The organism is Pedobacter sp. ISL-64, from assembly GCF_018613605.1.
Lineage (GTDB): Bacteria > Bacteroidota > Bacteroidia > Sphingobacteriales > Sphingobacteriaceae > Pedobacter.
The window spans coordinates 286,895-305,834 of sequence record NZ_JAGGPU010000006.1 but is presented as its reverse complement, the minus strand read 5'-3'; the positions used below and the strand labels follow the sequence as shown (position 1 = coordinate 305,834).

At 39.1% G+C, this 18,940-nt stretch carries 16 protein-coding genes; 10 read left to right on the top strand and 6 right to left on the bottom strand.

Annotation, left to right across the window (positions count from 1 at the left end):
* Positions 1–101: 101 nt before the first annotated feature.
* The gene (locus tag J7E57_RS09310; RefSeq protein ID WP_215127324.1) at positions 102–842 is read left to right on the top strand and encodes a menaquinone biosynthetic enzyme MqnA/MqnD family protein; all 741 of its coding nucleotides are present in this window, start codon (positions 102–104) and stop codon (positions 840–842) included.
* Between the two features lie 153 nt (positions 843–995).
* Here the strand turns inward: J7E57_RS09310 and J7E57_RS09305 are convergent, their stop codons facing one another.
* On the bottom strand, positions 996–1,310 hold the full coding sequence (locus J7E57_RS09305; protein WP_215127322.1) for an HPF/RaiA family ribosome-associated protein: 315 nt from the start codon (positions 1,308–1,310) through the stop codon (positions 996–998).
* A gap of 75 nt (positions 1,311–1,385) precedes the next feature.
* Positions 1,386–2,135 (bottom strand): phospholipase D-like domain-containing protein, encoded by a 750-nt coding sequence (locus tag J7E57_RS09300; RefSeq protein ID WP_215127320.1) that lies wholly within the window; start codon positions 2,133–2,135, stop codon positions 1,386–1,388.
* Between the two features lie 658 nt (positions 2,136–2,793).
* Between J7E57_RS09300 and mutS the strand changes: the two genes are divergently transcribed.
* The 4 genes from mutS (at position 2,794) to J7E57_RS09280 (ending at position 7,171) form a co-directional block, all read left to right on the top strand.
* On the top strand, positions 2,794–5,373 hold the full coding sequence (mutS, locus tag J7E57_RS09295; RefSeq protein WP_251029865.1) for a DNA mismatch repair protein MutS: 2,580 nt from the start codon (positions 2,794–2,796) through the stop codon (positions 5,371–5,373).
* A gap of 45 nt (positions 5,374–5,418) precedes the next feature.
* A complete protein-coding gene (locus J7E57_RS09290) occupies positions 5,419–5,925 on the top strand; it encodes a C40 family peptidase (protein WP_215164961.1) in 507 nt (168 codons plus the stop codon).
* A 166-nt stretch (positions 5,926–6,091) separates the two neighbouring features.
* Positions 6,092–6,559, top strand: a complete 468-nt coding sequence (locus J7E57_RS09285; protein WP_215127316.1) for a TlpA disulfide reductase family protein — start codon at positions 6,092–6,094, stop codon at positions 6,557–6,559.
* 6 nt (positions 6,560–6,565) lie between these two features.
* The gene (locus tag J7E57_RS09280) at positions 6,566–7,171 is read left to right on the top strand and encodes a thioredoxin family protein (protein ID WP_215127314.1); all 606 of its coding nucleotides are present in this window, start codon (positions 6,566–6,568) and stop codon (positions 7,169–7,171) included.
* Here the strand turns inward: J7E57_RS09280 and J7E57_RS09275 are convergent.
* Positions 7,168–8,355, bottom strand: a complete 1,188-nt coding sequence (locus tag J7E57_RS09275) for a DUF1624 domain-containing protein (protein ID WP_215127312.1) — start codon at positions 8,353–8,355, stop codon at positions 7,168–7,170. The genes J7E57_RS09280 and J7E57_RS09275 overlap by 4 nt on opposite strands.
* A 289-nt stretch (positions 8,356–8,644) precedes the next feature.
* Here J7E57_RS09275 and J7E57_RS09270 point away from each other — a divergent pair, with 289 nt between their 5' ends.
* Together J7E57_RS09270 and J7E57_RS09265 are read left to right on the top strand one after the other, a co-directional pair.
* Entirely contained in the window at positions 8,645–10,069 is a 1,425-nt protein-coding gene (locus tag J7E57_RS09270; RefSeq protein ID WP_215127310.1) for a glycoside hydrolase family 125 protein, read from the top strand.
* 173 nt (positions 10,070–10,242) lie between these two features.
* Positions 10,243–10,437 (top strand): hypothetical protein, encoded by a 195-nt coding sequence (locus J7E57_RS09265; protein ID WP_215127308.1) that lies wholly within the window; start codon positions 10,243–10,245, stop codon positions 10,435–10,437.
* A gap of 313 nt (positions 10,438–10,750) precedes the next feature.
* Here J7E57_RS09265 and J7E57_RS09260 read toward each other — a convergent pair whose 3' ends face one another.
* Together J7E57_RS09260 and J7E57_RS09255 are read right to left on the bottom strand one after the other, a co-directional pair.
* Positions 10,751–11,104: a nuclear transport factor 2 family protein gene (locus J7E57_RS09260; RefSeq protein WP_215127306.1), complete on the bottom strand. Its 354-nt coding sequence runs from the start codon at positions 11,102–11,104 to the stop codon at positions 10,751–10,753.
* 170 nt (positions 11,105–11,274) lie between these two features.
* The gene (locus J7E57_RS09255) at positions 11,275–13,542 is read right to left on the bottom strand and encodes a glycosyl hydrolase family 95 catalytic domain-containing protein (RefSeq protein WP_215127304.1); all 2,268 of its coding nucleotides are present in this window, start codon (positions 13,540–13,542) and stop codon (positions 11,275–11,277) included.
* Positions 13,543–13,764: 222 nt separating this feature from the next.
* Here J7E57_RS09255 and J7E57_RS09250 point away from each other — a divergent pair, with 222 nt between their 5' ends.
* The 3 genes from J7E57_RS09250 (at position 13,765) to J7E57_RS09240 (ending at position 18,059) form a co-directional block, all read left to right on the top strand.
* Positions 13,765–15,918, top strand: coding sequence for a GH92 family glycosyl hydrolase (locus J7E57_RS09250; RefSeq protein ID WP_215127302.1), 2,154 nt, complete (start codon positions 13,765–13,767; stop codon positions 15,916–15,918).
* A gap of 211 nt (positions 15,919–16,129) precedes the next feature.
* Positions 16,130–17,320 (top strand): cytochrome P450, encoded by a 1,191-nt coding sequence (locus J7E57_RS09245; protein ID WP_215127300.1) that lies wholly within the window; start codon positions 16,130–16,132, stop codon positions 17,318–17,320.
* Positions 17,310–18,059, top strand: coding sequence for an SAM-dependent methyltransferase (locus tag J7E57_RS09240; protein ID WP_215127298.1), 750 nt, complete (start codon positions 17,310–17,312; stop codon positions 18,057–18,059). Before J7E57_RS09245 ends, J7E57_RS09240 begins: the two co-directional genes overlap by 11 nt.
* Positions 18,060–18,347: 288 nt before the next feature.
* On the opposite strand, the gene J7E57_RS09235 is transcribed toward J7E57_RS09240, so the two are convergent.
* The gene (locus tag J7E57_RS09235; RefSeq protein ID WP_215127296.1) at positions 18,348–18,920 is read right to left on the bottom strand and encodes a TIGR02466 family protein; all 573 of its coding nucleotides are present in this window, start codon (positions 18,918–18,920) and stop codon (positions 18,348–18,350) included.
* Between the last annotated feature and the right edge of the window lie 20 nt (positions 18,921–18,940).

Genomic DNA, 18,940 nt, shown 5'->3' with positions numbered 1-18,940 from the left:
GTTTCAGGATCTGATGGCACGGATAATAAATAGGGATTTATATAATGGTCCGTGACGACACGAACCATGGCGAGTAATAATAAAAGATTTAACATAACACCTTGAATAAGATTAAAATATCGGCTGTTGCCTATACCAATACCAAAGCTTTTATATACGGATTAGAACATTCGGACATTATAAATAAGATTGATTTAAGTTTAGATATTCCTTCAGATTGCGCAGCTAAAGTAATTAACGGTCAGGTTGATATCGGTTTAATGCCTGTAGCAGCTATTCCCTTGGTTCCAAATGCCAATATTGTAGCCGATTATTGTATTGGAAGTGATGGAGGTGTAAATTCTGTATTCATTTTTAGTGAAGTTCCTGCCCAGGAAATTAAAACGGTTAGACTGGACACCCACTCGCGTACTTCGAACAATTTAGCCAAAGTATTGCTTAAGTTCCATTGGAAAAAAGAAGTGGAGTTTACTACCGACCCTGCTGCAAAAACCGATGCTTTTGTTTTAATCGGTGACAGAACCTTTGGTAAAAAAGAAGACTTCGCTTACGCTTACGATATGGGTGAGGAATGGAAAAACTTTACCGGATTACCCTTTATGTATGCAGCCTGGGTGGCCAACAAAGAAATCTCACAAGAATTTAAAGATGAATTTAATGCCGCTTTAAAATTTGGCTTAGCCCATAGAAAAAATGTTTTAAAGGAATTACCTAAAGTGCCGAATTTCGACCTGGAAGATTACCTGTACCACAAACTTCAATTTGAGGTTACCGATGATAGAAAGAAAGCACTGAATTTGTTTTTGAGCTATATCGAAGAGCTGGAGAAAGTAAGTATATAAATAAAATCGTCATCTCGACTGTAGCGTAGCGAAATGGAGAGATCTACAATTAGATTTCTCGACTGCGTTGCACTCCGCTCGAAATGACGATTTACTATATTGAGTTATTACAAATTAATTTATCAGAAAGGCTATTTTAAAGTTTTGATTAAACTAGTGGGTTTTCATTTTTCCAGCCACTTTTTCGAGTGTACTTTTTAATTTTGTTAAAGCACCTGTAATAGCCAAATCGTAGGTATTACCCATATTGGTAACGGCTATAGGGTCTTTTCCGGTTATTCTGGCCTCTAATAAACATCTTTTGTCATCTAAGCCATCTTTACTGCCGTTTTCATCAGATAGATGAACTTCTAAGCGCGTAATTAGATCGCTATATCTGCTCAAGCCTTCATTTAGCTGTGTCTGAATTTTTTCGTCGTATTCTTGGTGTATTGTTAAGTTTTTGTCGGTATTCAATTGGATCGTCATAATTAAAATATTAGGTATAAATTTATATTAATGTAACAGCAACAGGGCCAAAACGTTTTGAAATTAGTGTTAATTTTAGTTAATAGGTTCAATGTATAATTGTCTTCCCCATAGTTGTAGATCTGCCGCACGCATATAAGGGTTTTCAAAAAGGTCGTCAATTTCCTTATTTATTTTCTCAATTGCGTTAATATCCGTAGTTCTAATTCGAGTCTCATGGTTGTGTTGGGTTCCACTAGCAGTAAAGTTTAACGATCCCATATAGGCGATTTGACCATCAATTAGGTATATTTTACTGTGAATTAAAGATGTTTTTTCATTACACATATACACTTTAAAAGGAAATAGCTGAGTATAGTTGTAAGAATAGATCCGAAGGTTTTTAATTTTTATCTTGTAGAAACCTCGTATAAGGAATAGAATAATAATAGGTATAAAACCTAGGAATATTTTAAGGTCTCTGAAATAATAAGCCAATGCGATCAATAGCGCTATTAGGCCATAGCTAATATATGACAGTGTTTCTGCAAGCTTAATCCACTTATTCCTAATTATTTGTTTATCAAAGTCTGTATTGCATTTCTGAATAATGAGTTTATAGATATTTCTTTCACGATCACCATAAAAATCCTCGATATTATTTGTGGTAATTAACTTAACATCAATGTTTTTATCTTTTAGATTAATCAATTCTGAAATTAGGTATGGTGATAGGTAAGGGGATATGATTTTGACAGAATGTTTTGCACTCCTCATATCATCCATTAACTTTTTACCTGCCCCTTTTCCTATATAAATATCACAAAGTGCGTTATTATAGTACATAGCTGAGATCTTAAGTTTCTGTTTTTGTTAATTATCTCATTATAATATATTTATTTAATGCAGGTAGCATTATGATTAAGGTAATATTTTTGGACAAATAATAAGAATTTTATTAATCAAACCGTTGTACCTAAACCTGGTAGGAGCGAACATCCCGATTTAAGCACTATTTGTTGTTTTTTTATGGTGTGCTTGCTTGTTTCACAGGTTTCATCGGGATAAAGCGGATAACAGGACTGTATGCCCCGAAATGCACAGGACCCTTCATTTCCAAAAAATGGTTAACTGTTTAAATTGCAATAACTGGTGAACTATTGAAGAAAGAGAACTATGATGAAACTGGGTTAAAACAGCCCCTTGTTCATAAACCTGATTGCAGCGGTAGCTCCCGATTGAAAAGAGGGACTACAAGCAAAAAGCAGGGCCACAGCCCCCCAAATGTACAGAACCCTTAGTTTTCAAGATTGTTTAAGCTGTAGAAATCGGTTCACCGTGATATGCCTCAATTAACCGACTTGAGCAGTAAACCGGTTAAACAAACTAACAATCTTTTAACTTTTCAACAAAACAGCTGTAAAATGCTTATTCGTGTTATCTTTATGGCTTTTGTAAATTAATTTCAGTTTTGGCTAAAGACACGAATAAAGAAACCCCGTTAATGCAGCAATACAACGCGATTAAAGCGAAGTATCCGGGCGCACTTTTACTATTTAGGGTTGGCGATTTTTATGAAACCTTTGGCGAAGATGCCATTAAAACGGCACAGATATTAGGCATCGTATTAACCAGAAGAGGTACCGGGCCTAATGGCGGTGCTTTAGAACTGGCTGGTTTTCCGCATCACTCGTTAGATAATTATTTATCCAAACTGGTACGGGCAGGACAACGTGTAGCCATTTGCGATCAGCTGGAAGACCCTAAAACTACAAAAACCATTGTTAAACGTGGTGTAACAGAATTGGTTACGCCTGGAGTAGCTTACGGTGATAATATTGTAAACCAAAAATCGAACAATTTCCTGGCCTGTGTTTTCTTTGATAAAACACAACTGGGCGTTTCATTTTTAGATATATCGACAGGTGAATTCTTAATTGCACAGGGCAACAGCGATTATATTGATAAACTTTTGCAAGGCTTTAAACCTACAGAGGTTATTTTTCAGAAATCGAAGCGACAGGCATTTACCGAGCACTTCGGCGACCGTTTTTACACTTTTGGTTTAGACGAATGGCCTTTTACCACTGATTTTGGGAACGAAACCCTGATGAAACACTTTGAGGTTTCTTCGTTAAAAGGTTTTGGTGTAGAGCGTTTGCAGAGTGGAATTGTTGCTGCTGGTGTTATTCTACACTATTTGGGCGAAACTGAGCATCGTAATCTACAACACATCAGTTCGATTGGTCGCATTGAAGAAGACCGTTACATGTGGTTAGACCGTTTTACCATCCGTAACCTCGAATTAGTGAATTCGCCTAACGATAATGCAGTAACTTTGTTCGATATTCTGGACCATACCTGTACGCCAATGGGTGCACGTTTGTTGCAGAAGTGGATCATTATGCCCTTAAAAGAATTGAAACCAATCCAGGAGCGACTTGGAATGGTGGAGTATTTTGTTAAACATGAAGAATTACAAGGCGAATTTTTAAATAACATTAAACAGATTGGCGATTTAGAACGACTCATTTCTAAAGTCGGCCTTCAACGCGTTGGTCCGAGAGAATTGGTTGCTTTAAAACGTGCGCTTTACCATATTGAGGCAGTTAAAAAACTGGCTGCCGATTCTAAAAACCCTTTCCTGATTAAAATAGCGGATCAATTAAACCCGTGTTTGGCCATTAGGGAGAGAATTGAAAGGGAATTACAGCCCGAACCACCAGCTTTGCTGATTAAAGGAAATGTAATTGCAGACGGAATTGATGAAGATCTAGACCGCTTGCGTAAAATTGCTTTTGGTGGTAAAGATTATCTGGTTCAGATACAAAAACGCGAAGCAGAGGCAACGGGAATACCATCGTTAAAAATTGCCTTTAATAACGTTTTCGGTTATTATTTAGAAGTTACCCATACCCATAAAGATAAAGTACCAGCGGGCTGGATCCGTAAACAAACGCTGGTAAATGCGGAGCGTTACATTACACCAGAGCTTAAAGAATACGAAGATCAGATTTTAGGTGCCGAAGAAAAGATACAGGCCATTGAAATCCGATTATATAATGAACTGATGTACGAAACGGCCAGTTACATTAAACCGATCCAACTTGATTCATTCTTAATTGCACAGCTTGATTGTTTATTGTGTTTCGCACAGTTGGCAGTTAAAAACCACTACAACAAACCCAAAGTTACCGAAAATAAGGTGCTTGATATTAAAGGAGGCCGCCACCCGGTAATTGAAAAGCAATTGCCTGTGGGTCAGGAATACATTACGAACGATGTATATCTAGATACCGAAAGTCAGCAGATTATTATGATTACTGGCCCCAACATGGCGGGTAAGTCGGCCATTTTAAGGCAAACGGCGCTGATTGTACTGATGGCGCAAATGGGTTCCTTTGTTCCTGCTAAAGATGCTGAAGTTGGTATTGTAGATAAGATTTTTACCCGGGTAGGGGCATCTGATAATATTTCTTCAGGTGAGAGCACGTTCATGGTCGAAATGAATGAAACGGCCAGTATCCTGAACAACATTTCGGATGACAGTTTAATCTTACTCGATGAGATTGGTCGTGGAACGAGTACCTACGATGGTATTTCAATCGCCTGGGCCATTGCCGAATTTTTGCATCAGCATCCAACTGCCAGACCAAAAACCTTATTTGCCACGCACTACCATGAATTAAATGAACTGGCCAATACCATGCCGCGCATTAAAAACTTTAATGTATCGGTAAAAGAAATGACTAATAAGGTTATTTTTTTACGGAAACTCGTTCCTGGAGGCAGCGAACATAGCTTTGGTATACACGTTGCAAAAATGGCCGGTATGCCAGCAAAATTAATTGGCCGTGCCAATGAAATATTAAAAAAACTTGAAATAGACCGTACAGAAGGACAAAGCATAAAAGACAGCATTAAAAAAGTGCAGAACCAGGCTTATCAGTTACAGATGTTCGCTATAGATGATCCTGTTCTGGTGAAAATCCGCGATACATTGAATAATTTGGATGTAAACGTATTAACACCTGTTGAAGCCTTATTGAAACTGGACGAAATACAGCGATTGATTAAGAACTAAGAGAGGTTGTAGGTGTGGGGTTTAAGGCATAAGGTTTTAAACCTTATGCCTTTTACCTTCCACCTCAAAAGGAATATATTCTTTTTAATAGCAATTATATTTTTTCTTTCGTCATGCGGTACACGTAAGTATACTGTTAAAAGTGATACTAAAGCTTCCAAAGCGGCCGATGCGATGGCAAATTTACAGAGTAAACCGCTTTATCGCTTCATTACTGATTGGACAGGCGTAAAATATCGTTTTGGAGGATTGGATAAGGGAGGTATTGATTGTTCGGGTTTTGCTTTTCTATTGGAGAAAGAAATTTATGGCGTTACATTACCCCGTATTTCACGCGAACAGGCTAATGTTGTAAAACGCAAAGATATTGATCGTTTAAAAGAAGGAGATCTCGTATTTTTCTCTTTTGGCGGCAATGATGTTGACCATGTGGGGGTTTACCTTAATAATGGCTTTTTCGTACATGCAAGCACTACCAGAGGCGTAATTGTTGATGATTTAACTTTACCTGCTTATCAACGTGTTTTGGTTAAATCGGGATCGGTGAATTAATCCATTTTCGTCATTTCGACTGGAGTGCAACGAAATGAAGAAATCTAAGTTATAGATTTCTCCATTTCGCTCCCGATGAAAAATCGGTGAGCTTCAGTCGAAATGACGATCACTTTTCTAGGCTCCAATCAATAAAACAAACTTTATTATTTTTCGTTATCCATTGATGCGTATATTTTTTATAATCTGCTTATGTTTAATTACTTATTCAGCTGCTGCGCAGGTGAAATTGCTCAAATTGGATGATCTGGATAAACGCATTGCCAATGGAAAAGATACAACCTATGTAATCAATTTCTGGGCAACCTGGTGTTCGCCATGTGTGGCTGAGTTGCCGAATTTCGAGAAATTACGTTTAGCCAATTTAAAAAAGCCAGTTAAAGTGCTTTTGGTGAGTTTAGATTTCAAGTCAAAATTGCAAAAGGGAGTGATTCCATTTGTGTTGAACAATAAAATTAATGCCGAAGTATTTCTTTTAAACGAACCCGATCAGCAAGAGTATATTGAACGGATCGACAAAAAATGGTCGGGTGCTATTCCTGCTACACTGTTTGTAAATAAGAAAGCCAGGCGTTTTTATGAGAAAGAATTTACAGAAACTGAACTGAAAAATACTTTGTTAAACTTAAAATAGATCGTTATGAAAAGATTGATTTTAATGGCTTTTATGCTGATCCCCGGATTCGCATTTGCACAGACTGAAGGTTATAAAGTGGGCGATGTAGTAAAAGATTTCTCGCTTAAAAACGTAAATAACAAAATGGTTACGCTGGCCGATTACAAGGATGCAAAGGGTTATATTGTTGTTTTTACCTGTAATACTTGCCCCGTGGCAAAAGCTTATCAAGCGCGTATCTCGGCTTTAAACACCACTTACTTTGCAAAGGGTTATCCAGTAATAGCTATTAATCCGAACGATGCAGGTACCGTTCCGGACGAAAGTTTTCAAAAAATGCAAGCTTTGGCCTCAGAAAAGAAATTCAATTTCCCTTATCTGTTAGATCCCGATCATGTGGTAACCAAACAGTTTGGTGCAACCAGAACACCACATGTTTTTGTGCTGAACAAAACCGACAAAGGAAATGTGGTTGAGTACATTGGTGCCATAGATAACGATCCGGAAGAAGTAAACAGTACAAAAGTGGAGTACGTTAAAAATGCAGTTAACGAATTATCGATTGGTAAAAAGCCTGCAATTGTATCAACTAAAGCTGTTGGCTGTGGTATAAAATGGAAAAAAGGCTAAACATAGCTTAACCACCATTGCCGGTGTGTTTCCTTATATCGTTTAAACCACTTGCATGGAGGGTACAAAGAGGCGACTACACAAAACCAGATTAGATATACTATTGGCAAATTAAACCCAAACGCTGCAGGCCTAAACCAAAATGGTACCTGCACAATTTCTTTGGTAGTATGTCCTGTGGCAAAAAATACCACAATTAAGAGGGTGTGCAACAAATAAAAGTGCAGTACATAATAGAAGAAGGGGACAGCACCATATACAGAAGCTATTCTGGTAAACCGGTTGCTCAGGTTTTCAGTAAAAGCCAAAAATAGCATAGCCGGACCTAAAGTCATGGCGGTATATTGTAAGGATGGTGGATATTTGCTTACATTAAAAAAGGCAAGTAGATTCTTAAAGAAATCGTGGTATTCTTTTCTCGGCGCAGGATCGCCATATATATTGATCAGCCTTAGGGAGATAAACACAAATATGGTTAGCAAGCCTATAATTAATAAATTTCGCTGCCGGCGTTCGGCAGCGTAACCTTTTTTATACCATGCACCAACTCCATAGCCCACAAACATTACACCCGTCCATGGGAAGATGGCGTAAAATACACCGATAAGGTGATTGCTTGAAAGCGGTACAACAGTTCCTGATGCCGTGAAAAATATTTTTAAGATCAAACCACCGTTGGAGTCTGTTGGAGCAGGGAATAAATTAAAAAGATTATGTCCGAAAACCAATATCAGGCCGATTATGAGTACGGTCTTATACGAAATGCGACTGGCTAATGCCAGGAATACCATACTACTGCCGATAGCCCAGATCACCTGAAGAATAATAAAATTATAGGTTGGATTAAACGTTAATCCGAAAGTAATCACAATAATTTCAATCAGTATTAGCCATAACCCTCGTTTTAATAAAAATGAGCTCGCCTGTGCCGCTGTTTTGTGCTGTGCTGATAAATAGGCCGATAATCCTGATAAGAAAACAAAGGTTGGTGCACAGAAATGTGTAATCCAACGGGTAAAAAATAGCATTCCTGTAGTGGTGTCTGGATTTAGCGGATCGCCGGTCATGGCCCCTACATGGAAGAAATCTCTCGTATGATCCAGCGCCATAATGATCATCACTAATCCGCGTAATATATCGATGGATAAAATTCGCTTGGATAGGGTATTGTTATCAGCATTCATAAGAATAGGTTTGGTTATTTAAATATACTCATTCCGAATTATTTTTACTGACATAATTATTACCTTTAGTTTTCGTCAAAAATGTGATCTGAATCTATTTCAATACGATGTAGAAGAAAATCGATTTAGGAATAGCTTAATTGACTATAATGATTTTGATGTTCGAAAAATTATAATAATATTTGTTAAGCGCTAACCGAATAATATCTGACCACTACTATTTATCATAATTGATAATGGATAGATTTCGTTTAGTAGAAATTAAACCAAAATATCATAACACATCATAATGAAAAGAAGAACATTTATACAAAACACAGGCTTGTTAGGGGCAGGAGTTGTCGCATCGAAATTTTCTTTTGCTGCTAATCTTGCACCAGAATTCCCTGTGGTACGTGTAGCTGCCGCAAAACGACACTTTCAAAGTAAAGCTGTAGATGCCGCAATTAAGACTTTCCAGGCAAACGTTAAAAATCCCGAATTAGCCTGGCTGTTCGAAAACTGTTTTCCAAATACTTTAGATACTACGGTTTACCATTCAGAAAAAGAGGGTAGACCAGATACTTATGTAATTACCGGTGATATTGATGCGATGTGGTTGCGCGATAGCTCAGCACAGGTTTGGCCATATCTTCAATTTGTAAATGAAGATGAGCCACTTAAAAAATTAATAGCTGGCGTAATTATCCATCAAACTAAGTGTGTTTTAAAAGATCCTTATGCAAATGCTTTTTATGGCGATCCTACTAAGGTAGGCGAGTGGAAAACTGATAAAACTGCCATGCAAGCCGGTGTGCACGAGCGCAAATGGGAAATAGACTCCTTATGTTATCCCATCCGCCTGGCGTACCACTACTGGGAAAAAACCGGAGATAAAACACCTTTTGATACCAATTGGAAAAAAGGAATTGAAGCTACTTTAAAAACGTTTAAAGAACAACAGCGAAAAACGGATAAAGGACCATACCATTTTCAGCGGGAAACTACCCAGCCTACCGATTCATTACCAATGGCTGGTTACGGTTTTCCTGTAAATCCCGTTGGCCTAATCTGCTCGGCATTTCGTCCGAGTGACGATGCCACCATTTTTCCATTCCTGGTTCCTTCTAACTTTTTTGCGGTATCGAGCTTAAAACAGGCGGCTGAAATGATTAAAGCTTTACAGCGTGACCAGGCTTTGGAAAGCGGTTTGTTAAACCTTGCTGATGAAGTGAGTGCAGCGCTACAGAAACACGCTATCGTTAATCATCCAAAATATGGTAAAATTTACGCCTTTGAAGTAGATGGTTTTGGAAGCTCATATCTGATGGACGATTCTAATGTGCCAAGCTTATTGGGCTTACCTTATTTAGGTGCGATGAAAATTGAAGATCCGATTTATCAAAATACCAGGAAATTTGCGCTTTCTAAAGATAACCCATATTTCTTTAAAGGTACAGCTGCTGAGGGTATTGGTGGGCCACATGCTGGTCAGGATATGATCTGGCCAATGAGTATCACCATGCGTGCCTTAACATCGAAAGATGATGCAGAGATTAAATCCTGCATCGATATGTTACGTAAAACACATGCTGGCAAGGGTTTTATGCACGAGTCTTTCAATAAAGATAACCCGGCGAACTTTACAAGGGCTTGGTTTGCCTGGTCTAACACCTTATTTGGTGAGTTACTTTGGAGAACCTACCATGAAAAACCAGCTTTATTAAAAGTTTAATATAACCGACCGTATTGATTGGTGTTATTGGCTGATTTTGATATTCAGTTCAATTCCCAATCAATACGGCTTTGTTTTATCTTTCCATACATTATATCAGAAATTGCCAATGCCCATAAAGGTATCTTTTACGTCTAAAAAAACATATTCACACTGAACTTACCTTTTACAATATGACAATAATAAATGATAATTTGCCTACTTCGACACTTTTAGAAATTAAAATAGGAGAGGTTATAACAAATGGAAAGGGCCAATCTGGCACAGTTAAAAGTATTGAAATCAGTGAAACGGATGAGTTTTTAATGTTTCTTTTTCAGTTGGAAACCGGTTACATCATCGTAAAGAAACTCAAACAGGTTTGCTAATGTTTATTACAATCGGTCATTTTGATCGATAGTTATTAGATGAAACGTAATAGAACAGAGAAATGTATTGGTATCTAAAACCGGTAAAAATCCTGAAGCTTTGCTACCATTGACAGACTCCAATACAATGATCGTCATCTCGACTGTAGCGAAGCGAAATGGAGAGATCTTTGTACCAAGTTATTGATATCAAATTTAAAAGATTTTACTTCGTAGAGCCTTCGGGTTCTCCACTACGGTCGAAATGACGATACGGTCATATTGATTTAGAAAATAAATCCCTCGGGATTAAAGTTGCATAGATAAGTTAATCTTATAAAATTGGTCTCGGGTCGAAAATCACCTGGAACGATTTAATCTTTTCGTTGGCTAATTGGTACCAACCACAGGCATATATGGTGCTTTTACCCATGTTTATATCGTACCAAAGGCAAACTTCTTCCTGATCTACAAATACTTTTTTAACATCGTATTTGAATTTCATTTTCTTCATGTCTTCGATGTAAATATCTGCGCCATTTCTTTCGCCCATTACCCCTTTAAAAGTCATATTATCATGCAGTTGTGCTCTGGCCATTTCAAAGTTTTCGGTGTTTAATGCATTGATAAAATCAAGGACAACAACTTTAGCATTATGTTCGGTTAATAGTTTATCGGATGTGCTCATAACAAAATCTATTTATGATTAAACGAAAATTGGAAGAGAAATGTTTGGAAGGGAATAATTGAATGAGTGAAGGATAAAATTAGAGAATGAGTGAAGGATTGAATGAGGAAATAGTTAACATGTTATTCCAACATTCAATCATTCAAAACTCAATCATTCACTAATTTCATTTAGCCTTCAAAACTGTATACTTTTCCAACCTGTGTTTTAAAACTGTATTTAAAGTCATTTCCTGATTTTTCTTCATCGATGCCTTTAAGCTTAGGTTTTAACGTATTAGGAGACCTCACAATGCAATCTTCGCCTGATAACGATTTGATCGACAGTCTTATGACTTTACCATCTTTCCACTGCAGATCGGTAATTTCGAAGTTCCCTCTTGCTCTTAAACCCTGGATACTTCCTGTTGACCATTGATCGGGCAGGGCAGGTAAAAATTGCAATTCACCAGCCTGGCTTTGTAAGAGCATTTCTGAAACGCCCGCAGTATAACCAAAATTTCCATCAATCTGGAACGGTGGATGTGCACAGAAAAGATTGGTGTAAATGCCGCCACCTTTGTTGTAATCGGTACCTGAGCCACCTACTGGCGTAATGAAGTTCTGTAATATTTTGTAGGCATGATTTCCATCCTGTAGTCTGGCCCAAAAGTTAATCTTCCAGGCCATAGACCATCCTGTCGATTCGTCGCCACGTGCAGTTAAAGTTACCCTCGCGGCTTTGGCAAGTTCTGGTGTTTTAATGGTGCTGATTTCTCTCCCTGGATGCAGACCAAACAGATGAGAAATGTGTCTATGTTGATCTTTGGGATCATCACGGTCGGTTTCCCATTCCTGCAATTGCCCCCATTTGCCAATTTTAGGCTTTAATAAGTGAGCCTTAAGATCTGCAATGTGTTTTTTATAATCACCATCAATGCCTAAAATTTCGGCTGCTTCTATATAATTGGTGAAGAGATCGTATACAATTTGCTGATCGTGCGTTACGCCATCTTCAGTTGGCCCATGTTCTGGCGACCAGCCTAATGGCGATACCAAAGTCCCATCTGGTCTTCTTTTCAGGTGGTCATCCCAAAACTCCGATATCTCCTTTATAATTGGGTAAGCAAAATTCTTTAGATAATCCTTGTCTTTTGTAAAAGCGTAATGCTCCCACAGTGCTTGTGCATACCACGCGCTACCAGGCGTGTTCCATAAAAAACTCATTCCGCCGAAAATATTATTTTCAGTTTTTACGGTCCAGCCACGGGTATTCGGATATTGTTTACGTGTGGCTACAGCACTCACTTCCCGCATGCTATTAATGTAATCGAGGTATGGGAGCTGACATTCAGAAAGGTTGGTCGGCTCTGCCAGCCAATAATTCATCTGGATATTGATGTTAGAATGATAATCGCTGCCCCATGGCGGAGTATTGCTTTCGTTCCAAAGCCCCTGCAGGTTGGCCGGTAAACCTCCCTGTCTTGATGAACTGATCAGAAGGTATCTTCCGTATTGAAAAATCAACGCTTCTAAGGCCGGATCAGGCGTCTTCTTATAATTGATAAGCCTTTGATAAGTTGGCAAACTGTTGTTATTAATATCATGCTCACCTAAATTAATAGCCAAACGGTTAAATAATTGCTGGTAATCCTCAATATGTGCTTTTAAAAGACTTGAATATGATTTTGCAGTTGCTTGTTTCAGGATGCGGTCTATCTTTGAAGCCGGTTCTTCTCCTTTCCAGTTATCGCTATGTTTATTACTGTAATTCGTAGCCGCTGTAAAGAGGATGGTTATGGCATCGGCATTTTCTATTTTTAATTTTTCGCCATCATTGTCTTTAACTGCATGGCTGCTACCATTTTCGATTTTAACCAAAGCAGTGGCCTGATAAGGCATTCCGTTGGATAACTTTCCAGTAAACTGGATGGTATTCCCATTTACTGTGATATTGCCCTGATGTGCGTTTTTAAGGCTAACCGTGCCCGAGTATGATTTTTTCTGATCAGAAGTTAACCTTAAAACCATTACTTTATCCGGAAAGCTGCAAAAATATTCACGTTTATAACTGTTTCCATTTTGAGTGTAACTGATGGAATGGACCGCATCCGTTAGATTTAATTTCCGTGTATAATTGCTGAAATTTTGTTCTTTATTATCGAAATCAATAAATATATCTCCAAAAGCCTGGTACATACCGCGATCATTTTCATCTCCTGTCCAGAGCGTATTATCATTAAACTGAATATGTTCTTGATTTACATCGCCGAAAATCATACCACCAATGCGACCATTACCAATGGGGTAGGCTTCTGTCATCCATTTTGTTGCAGGCTTGTTGTCCCAAAGCAATAAAGATGGTTTTTCGTTCTTTTGAGCAAAAATAGGTGTAGAAAAACTAAAAGCTAAAAATGAGATTAGCGTGCAGAGAATAACTTGCTTGCAATTAAAGAACATGTGGATTATTTGATTAGTGTGTAGTCAAATATATAGATAATCAAACGATTGTGCTATGGACTTAATAGGCGAATGCTTATCGATTATTGGCATACTATTCAATTATTTAAGCATTCAGTAGTTGCATCAGCAAACTTTAATTGGTAACTATTATGATATTTTTGATTGGATTTTAATAGATTTTCTATATTTGATATAACACACTAAAACGTTTTATGTAAAATGAAATCGCTAACCAAATTCTTATCCTTAATCTTGTTTTTGAGCCTTACGAGTGTTTATACTGTTCAAAGTCAATCCAAAACATTTTTTACCAAGTATGTAAATACTTTTATCGGCACAGCGCCCTTAACCGATCCTAAAATTTTAGGCTATGAGTTGCCACAGGGCTGGCGATCGTGGGCAGGTTTAACTTTTCCAGGTAGCTCATTACCCAATGCTATGGTGCAGTTAAGTCCGATTACCGAATTTGGATCTGGTGCTGGTTACGAATATGAAGACGACACTATCTATGGCTTCGCGCACACCAATAAAGGGCACTGGAACCTGTGCAACATTCCAATTCTACCACTATCTAATGCCAACGGTAAATTCGGATCGAAATTTTCGCACAAAAATGAAAGTTCAGCACCAGGTTTTTACCAGGTTTATCTTGAAGACTATAAGGTTAACGTGAAGCTTACTTCAACCTTGAGGTGTGGATTCCATCAATATGAATATAAAAACTCCAATAACAGACAGATTCTTTTCGACATGGGAAAGGCCAATAGCAGGGTTTCTACCTGGAATATCGAGCAAGTTGGTACTTCTGCTGTACAGGGCTTCCAAGGTGGCGAAAATGTATATTTCTATGCAACGGTAAATGCCAAGATCGAAAAACTTGATCAGACTGATGTGGGCAAACGTTCTGGTTACGCTATTATCCATCTGGCCGATGCCGGTGCAGCGCCTGTGGAACTTAAAATCGGCTTATCGTTTGTAAGTACGGCTAATGCCAAAGAAAACCTGGAACGAGAGATTGGCAACAAGACTTTTCAGGAGACTCGCAATGAAGCGACTGCAAAATGGGAAACACTTTTATCTGCCATACAGGTAAAGGGTGGCACCGAAAAACAGAAGCAAATGTTATATTCTTGTTTGTACCGGTCTTTTTTATGGCCAGCTTTGCGGAGTGATGTAAACGGGGAATTTAAAGATGCTAAGCGCAATGTTGTTAAGGGGAATTTCGACTATTATACCGAACCTTCCCTTTGGGACACTTATCGCAATAAGGATGTACTGCTGGGTTTAATTACGCCTAAGGTTACGCTTGACGTGATTAAATCCATGAAAGAGGTTGGCGATAAAACAGGTTTCATCCCAACGTTTTTTCACGGCGACCATGGCGCATCTTCTATTGCAGGCGCTTATTTGAGGGGAATAGATGATTTCGATATCGGGGGGACATATCAAATTTTATTACGTAATGCCAATGTAGATGGTGGCGCCCGTCCATTTGTGAAAGAATATATCGAAAAGGGTTATATTTCTGATCCTGAGGTTAAAAATCCACATGTCGAAACCAAAGCCAAGGCAGGCGTTTCTAAAACGCTGGAATACGCTTACGATGATTATTCGCTGGCCCAAATCGCCAAAAAACTGGGTGATAGCAGCAATTACCGCACTTTGATGGCGAGATCGAAAAACTATAAAAATATGTTCGATCCAAGTACACGCTTTATGAGGGGCAGATTAGAGAATGGCGATTGGATCAAACCTTTTAATCCACAATACCCTTATTACGAATACATGTACAGGGAAGCCAACGCCTGGCAGGTTTCGTTTTATGCACCTCATGACATGAAAGGTTTAATCGAACTATATGGTGGTGCAAAAGGGTTCGAATCCAAGTTAGATTCCCTGTTTACTGTACCCTGGAACCCGAAATATATTGCAAGGAATGTAGAAACCATGATTGGTCAATACTGCCAGGGAAATCAGCCAGATCATGAAGCTCCTTTTGCTTATACGTTTATCGGGAAACCAGAAAAATCACAAAAAATTATCGACAAAATCTTAAATGAGCTATATGGTATAGGAAGCGATGGTTTGGCACTTTCGGGAATGGATGATGCTGGTGAAATGTCGGCCTGGTATGTATTCAGTTCTTTAGGTTTGTATCCATTCTCCGCAACTGATGCCGAATATTTGGTTACTGCTCCACTTTTTGATGAGGTAAAATGGAAAACCAGTACAGGAAAATTGTTAACGATAACCAAACCTGGGAAGGGAAGGGGGATCACCAACATTAAAGTTAACGGGAAAGCAAATAACGGATATTTCATCTCCCACGATCTGTTTAAAAATGGTGGCAAGGTAGAAATTGGTACACGATAAGTTTATTTAAGCAACTATTTGTTTATTTGAGAGCTTAGTGATCCGTACGTATCGATCTTTTCCAAAGCTTCCATGGTATTTGGCTTGAGGGGTTGATTAAATTTACTTATATTTACGAAGAGAATGGATGGTGTCTTATTGTTTTTCTGCTGTTCTACATTATATCTGATTTTCTAAATTTAAGCCATCTGGTCATTCCATTACCTATAACATGATAATAAACGCAGACGAACCTCGATATTCAATTGCTGATCCTTACCCATGGTATAAATGGGTTCAACAGGAAAAACCTGTTTTTAGAACGTCCGAAGGTATGTGGATGATCACAGGCTATGAGGATGCACTGATGTTATTAAGTGATCCCCGCTGTTCGCATTGGGGGCAGGACAGCAGAACTTTTCAGTATTTGAGTCCGGTTGAAAAAGCCATTGCGCAAACATTACATGCGCTGGCACCCGGTAATACGCCTGCATTTCGCAAGCAGATCATGCACCAACTTGCTGCCAGAACGCTCCAAGTCGATGAAGATGACATGAAGCGACAGGCAGATAAAATTTTCGATGCGCTTCGTTTTTCCTCCCGTATGGAATTCATGAGTGATTATGCCCATCCGTTTACATTCGGAACGATTTGCCGGGTAATGGGGATGCCACAAGAAGAGGTGGATGCGTTTTCCAAAATAGTGAGTCGCTTGCAAGGGGGATACCTGAGTTTTATTGATGAAAAATCATGGACAAATGGTGGGGACGAACAAAAAAAAACATTCATCGACACGCTGCGAAGGCTGATCGGGTTGAAACGCCAAACACCTGGTAAGGATTTGTGCAGTGCTATCCTCGCCGTTGTGCCAGCTGATGACCGGAATGATTCTTATATAATTTCACTGATGGTGTTACTTTTTTATGCCGGCCATCAGAATATGATGAATTTTATGGGAAATGCTTTGGTAGCATTACAAGGCAGAACTGAAGACCAGTCAATGCTTCGCGAAAGCTTGCCGTTTGCGATAAGTAGCGTGGATGAATTGATCCGTTATGACTCTCCGCTACAATCCGTTTTGCTAATTACTCAGGAACCGATACATCTTCACGGCACTACTATTCCTGCCGGTAGCCAATTGCTCATTAGCATAGGTGCGGCAAACAGGGATCCTGCAAAATTTGACAACCCGGATCAATTAATATTGACCAGAAGACCAAACCATCTTGGTTTTGGCGCGGGTGCTTTTAGGTGTATAGGCGCGAGACTTGCGCAAATTCAGGGCGGTATTGGCCTGCACCGTTTTTTTGCGCATGTGAGCACTTACGCTCCTGTTGCTGATCATATAAGCTGGAGTCATTTCAGCGTTCAAAGAGGGCCATCTTCTATTTTATTGGATATAAACTGGAATCATGAAAAATGAATTGACCACTGCGGGTAGTTTTATTGAGAGGTACGATCACATGATCCTGTCTGAAACCATGAAAGCCATGTATGGCAATTCAGGTTTTTATAATGTAGGCGATTGGACCAACAATCATGCAACCCTGGAAGCTGCATGCGAGGCGCTCGTCATAAAACATCTTGATCAGGTAGCAATGCAGCAGGATCCCATTAGGATATTGGATGCGGGATGCGGACTTGGAACGGGTTCCAGTGTCATTGCCCAACGGTTTGGCAACGCGCACGTTGTTGGTATCAATATTTCTGAAAAGCAGATTTCGTTTGCACAGGAGGCTCATGCCGGTATTGATTTCCGGGTGATGGATGCTACACGAATGGAATTCCCGGACGAATATTTTGATTTAATCGTCAGTGTTGAAGCTGCATTTCATTTTGATACCCGAAAAGATTTTCTTGATTGCGCCTACCGAAAACTTCGTCCAGGCGGTCAACTTATTTTTTCGGACATGTTGTTGAATAATACCGATTGGGTTGGAAACTGGTCTGTGCCAGCTGCAAACCTGATTACTGATATAAATAATTATACGAAACTATGCATCGGCGCTGGCTTTCAGCTACTCCAATGCATCGATATCAAGCATTTTTCCATAAAGGGATTTTGCAATTATCTCCGTACTTCAATGCAGCTGACAGATCTCGCCAATGGGCTTGAAAACTCGGTTATTGCCTACCTGCTAACGAGTTTGAAGAAACAATAATTAAAAAAAAATGATGGTCGTTATGGACACAATTAAACGACAAATAGTTTGATATTCCGGCGATGCATTCATCAACCTGGATACCAGACTATTTAAGAATGTCTGGCTGCTTGGGTTATCTAAGCATAGCCAGTACATAATCGTTTCAGGAAAGATTGTTGGGATCCTGTTTGGCCCTGAAGCTTTCGAATGCGTTTACCCGGCCATTTTGTTGGTTTCTGCGCTTCGCGAGCTCCTTCAGAAAGCCAGCGTTGAATGGGGGCTTAATAAGACATTTTTGCGAAATGGCTATACGATGATAATGTTGAAACTTAGCGCAATGCGCTCGCTTGATGAAAGATTCTGGCCTACTGAATGCGGTATTTTGCTGTTAAACAAAATAAGACGCCGATCCTTCGGTGCATACCTTACCGTATTGAAGGTTTCGGGTTTTGTACGGGCTGATGCCCATAAATTGTCCGATAGCTCTTCAAACAAAAGATCACCACAGTCCGGGGCCGTCCTGATGTAATAAACACCACTGATGTAAGATCCGTCATGTGTGTGCATACGTTCATAATTTCCAGGGGAGGAAATACTGACCCATGAATCGGAGATGGCGTACTTGTTGCCCGGCCGGGTTTCCAGGATATCAAGATATTGGCTGATCTCATTAATCAGTCCATTGTGCAAAACACTAAATTCGCTGCGCGCAAAAATGTCTGGGACAGAACCGTATGTAGTGTACAGGTTGGACCTTGTAGACAATGGAAACTCCTGCCTTAGCGAATGAGCGGCTTCGACCAGCCGCTCATTCGCATCTTCACTGATGAGTTCATCCTTATAATAAAATGCTTTGGGAAAGAAATATTCTATAGGCATATACAAGTCAGTTAATTATT

Excerpts from the sequence above, each read along its gene's own strand:
- J7E57_RS09280 (WP_215127314.1), top strand. The coding sequence starts at position 6,566 with ATGAAAAGATTGATTTTAATGGCTTTTATGCTGATCCCCGGATTCGCA.
- J7E57_RS09245 (WP_215127300.1), top strand. The coding sequence starts at position 16,130 with ATGATAATAAACGCAGACGAACCTCGATATTCAATTGCTGATCCTTAC.
- J7E57_RS09270 (WP_215127310.1), top strand. The coding sequence starts at position 8,645 with ATGAAAAGAAGAACATTTATACAAAACACAGGCTTGTTAGGGGCAGGA.
- J7E57_RS09240 (WP_215127298.1), top strand. The coding sequence starts at position 17,310 with ATGAAAAATGAATTGACCACTGCGGGTAGTTTTATTGAGAGGTACGAT.
- J7E57_RS09290 (WP_215164961.1), top strand. The coding sequence starts at position 5,419 with ATGCCTTTTACCTTCCACCTCAAAAGGAATATATTCTTTTTAATAGCA.
- J7E57_RS09300 (WP_215127320.1), bottom strand. The coding sequence starts at position 2,135 with ATGTACTATAATAACGCACTTTGTGATATTTATATAGGAAAAGGGGCA.
- J7E57_RS09250 (WP_215127302.1), top strand. The coding sequence starts at position 13,765 with ATGAAATCGCTAACCAAATTCTTATCCTTAATCTTGTTTTTGAGCCTT.
- J7E57_RS09265 (WP_215127308.1), top strand. The coding sequence starts at position 10,243 with ATGACAATAATAAATGATAATTTGCCTACTTCGACACTTTTAGAAATT.
- J7E57_RS09305 (WP_215127322.1), bottom strand. The coding sequence starts at position 1,310 with ATGACGATCCAATTGAATACCGACAAAAACTTAACAATACACCAAGAA.
- mutS (WP_251029865.1), top strand. The coding sequence starts at position 2,794 with ATGCAGCAATACAACGCGATTAAAGCGAAGTATCCGGGCGCACTTTTA.
- J7E57_RS09285 (WP_215127316.1), top strand. The coding sequence starts at position 6,092 with ATGCGTATATTTTTTATAATCTGCTTATGTTTAATTACTTATTCAGCT.
- J7E57_RS09275 (WP_215127312.1), bottom strand. The coding sequence starts at position 8,355 with ATGAATGCTGATAACAATACCCTATCCAAGCGAATTTTATCCATCGAT.
- J7E57_RS09255 (WP_215127304.1), bottom strand. The coding sequence starts at position 13,542 with ATGTTCTTTAATTGCAAGCAAGTTATTCTCTGCACGCTAATCTCATTT.
- J7E57_RS09235 (WP_215127296.1), bottom strand. The coding sequence starts at position 18,920 with ATGCCTATAGAATATTTCTTTCCCAAAGCATTTTATTATAAGGATGAA.
- J7E57_RS09260 (WP_215127306.1), bottom strand. The coding sequence starts at position 11,104 with ATGAGCACATCCGATAAACTATTAACCGAACATAATGCTAAAGTTGTT.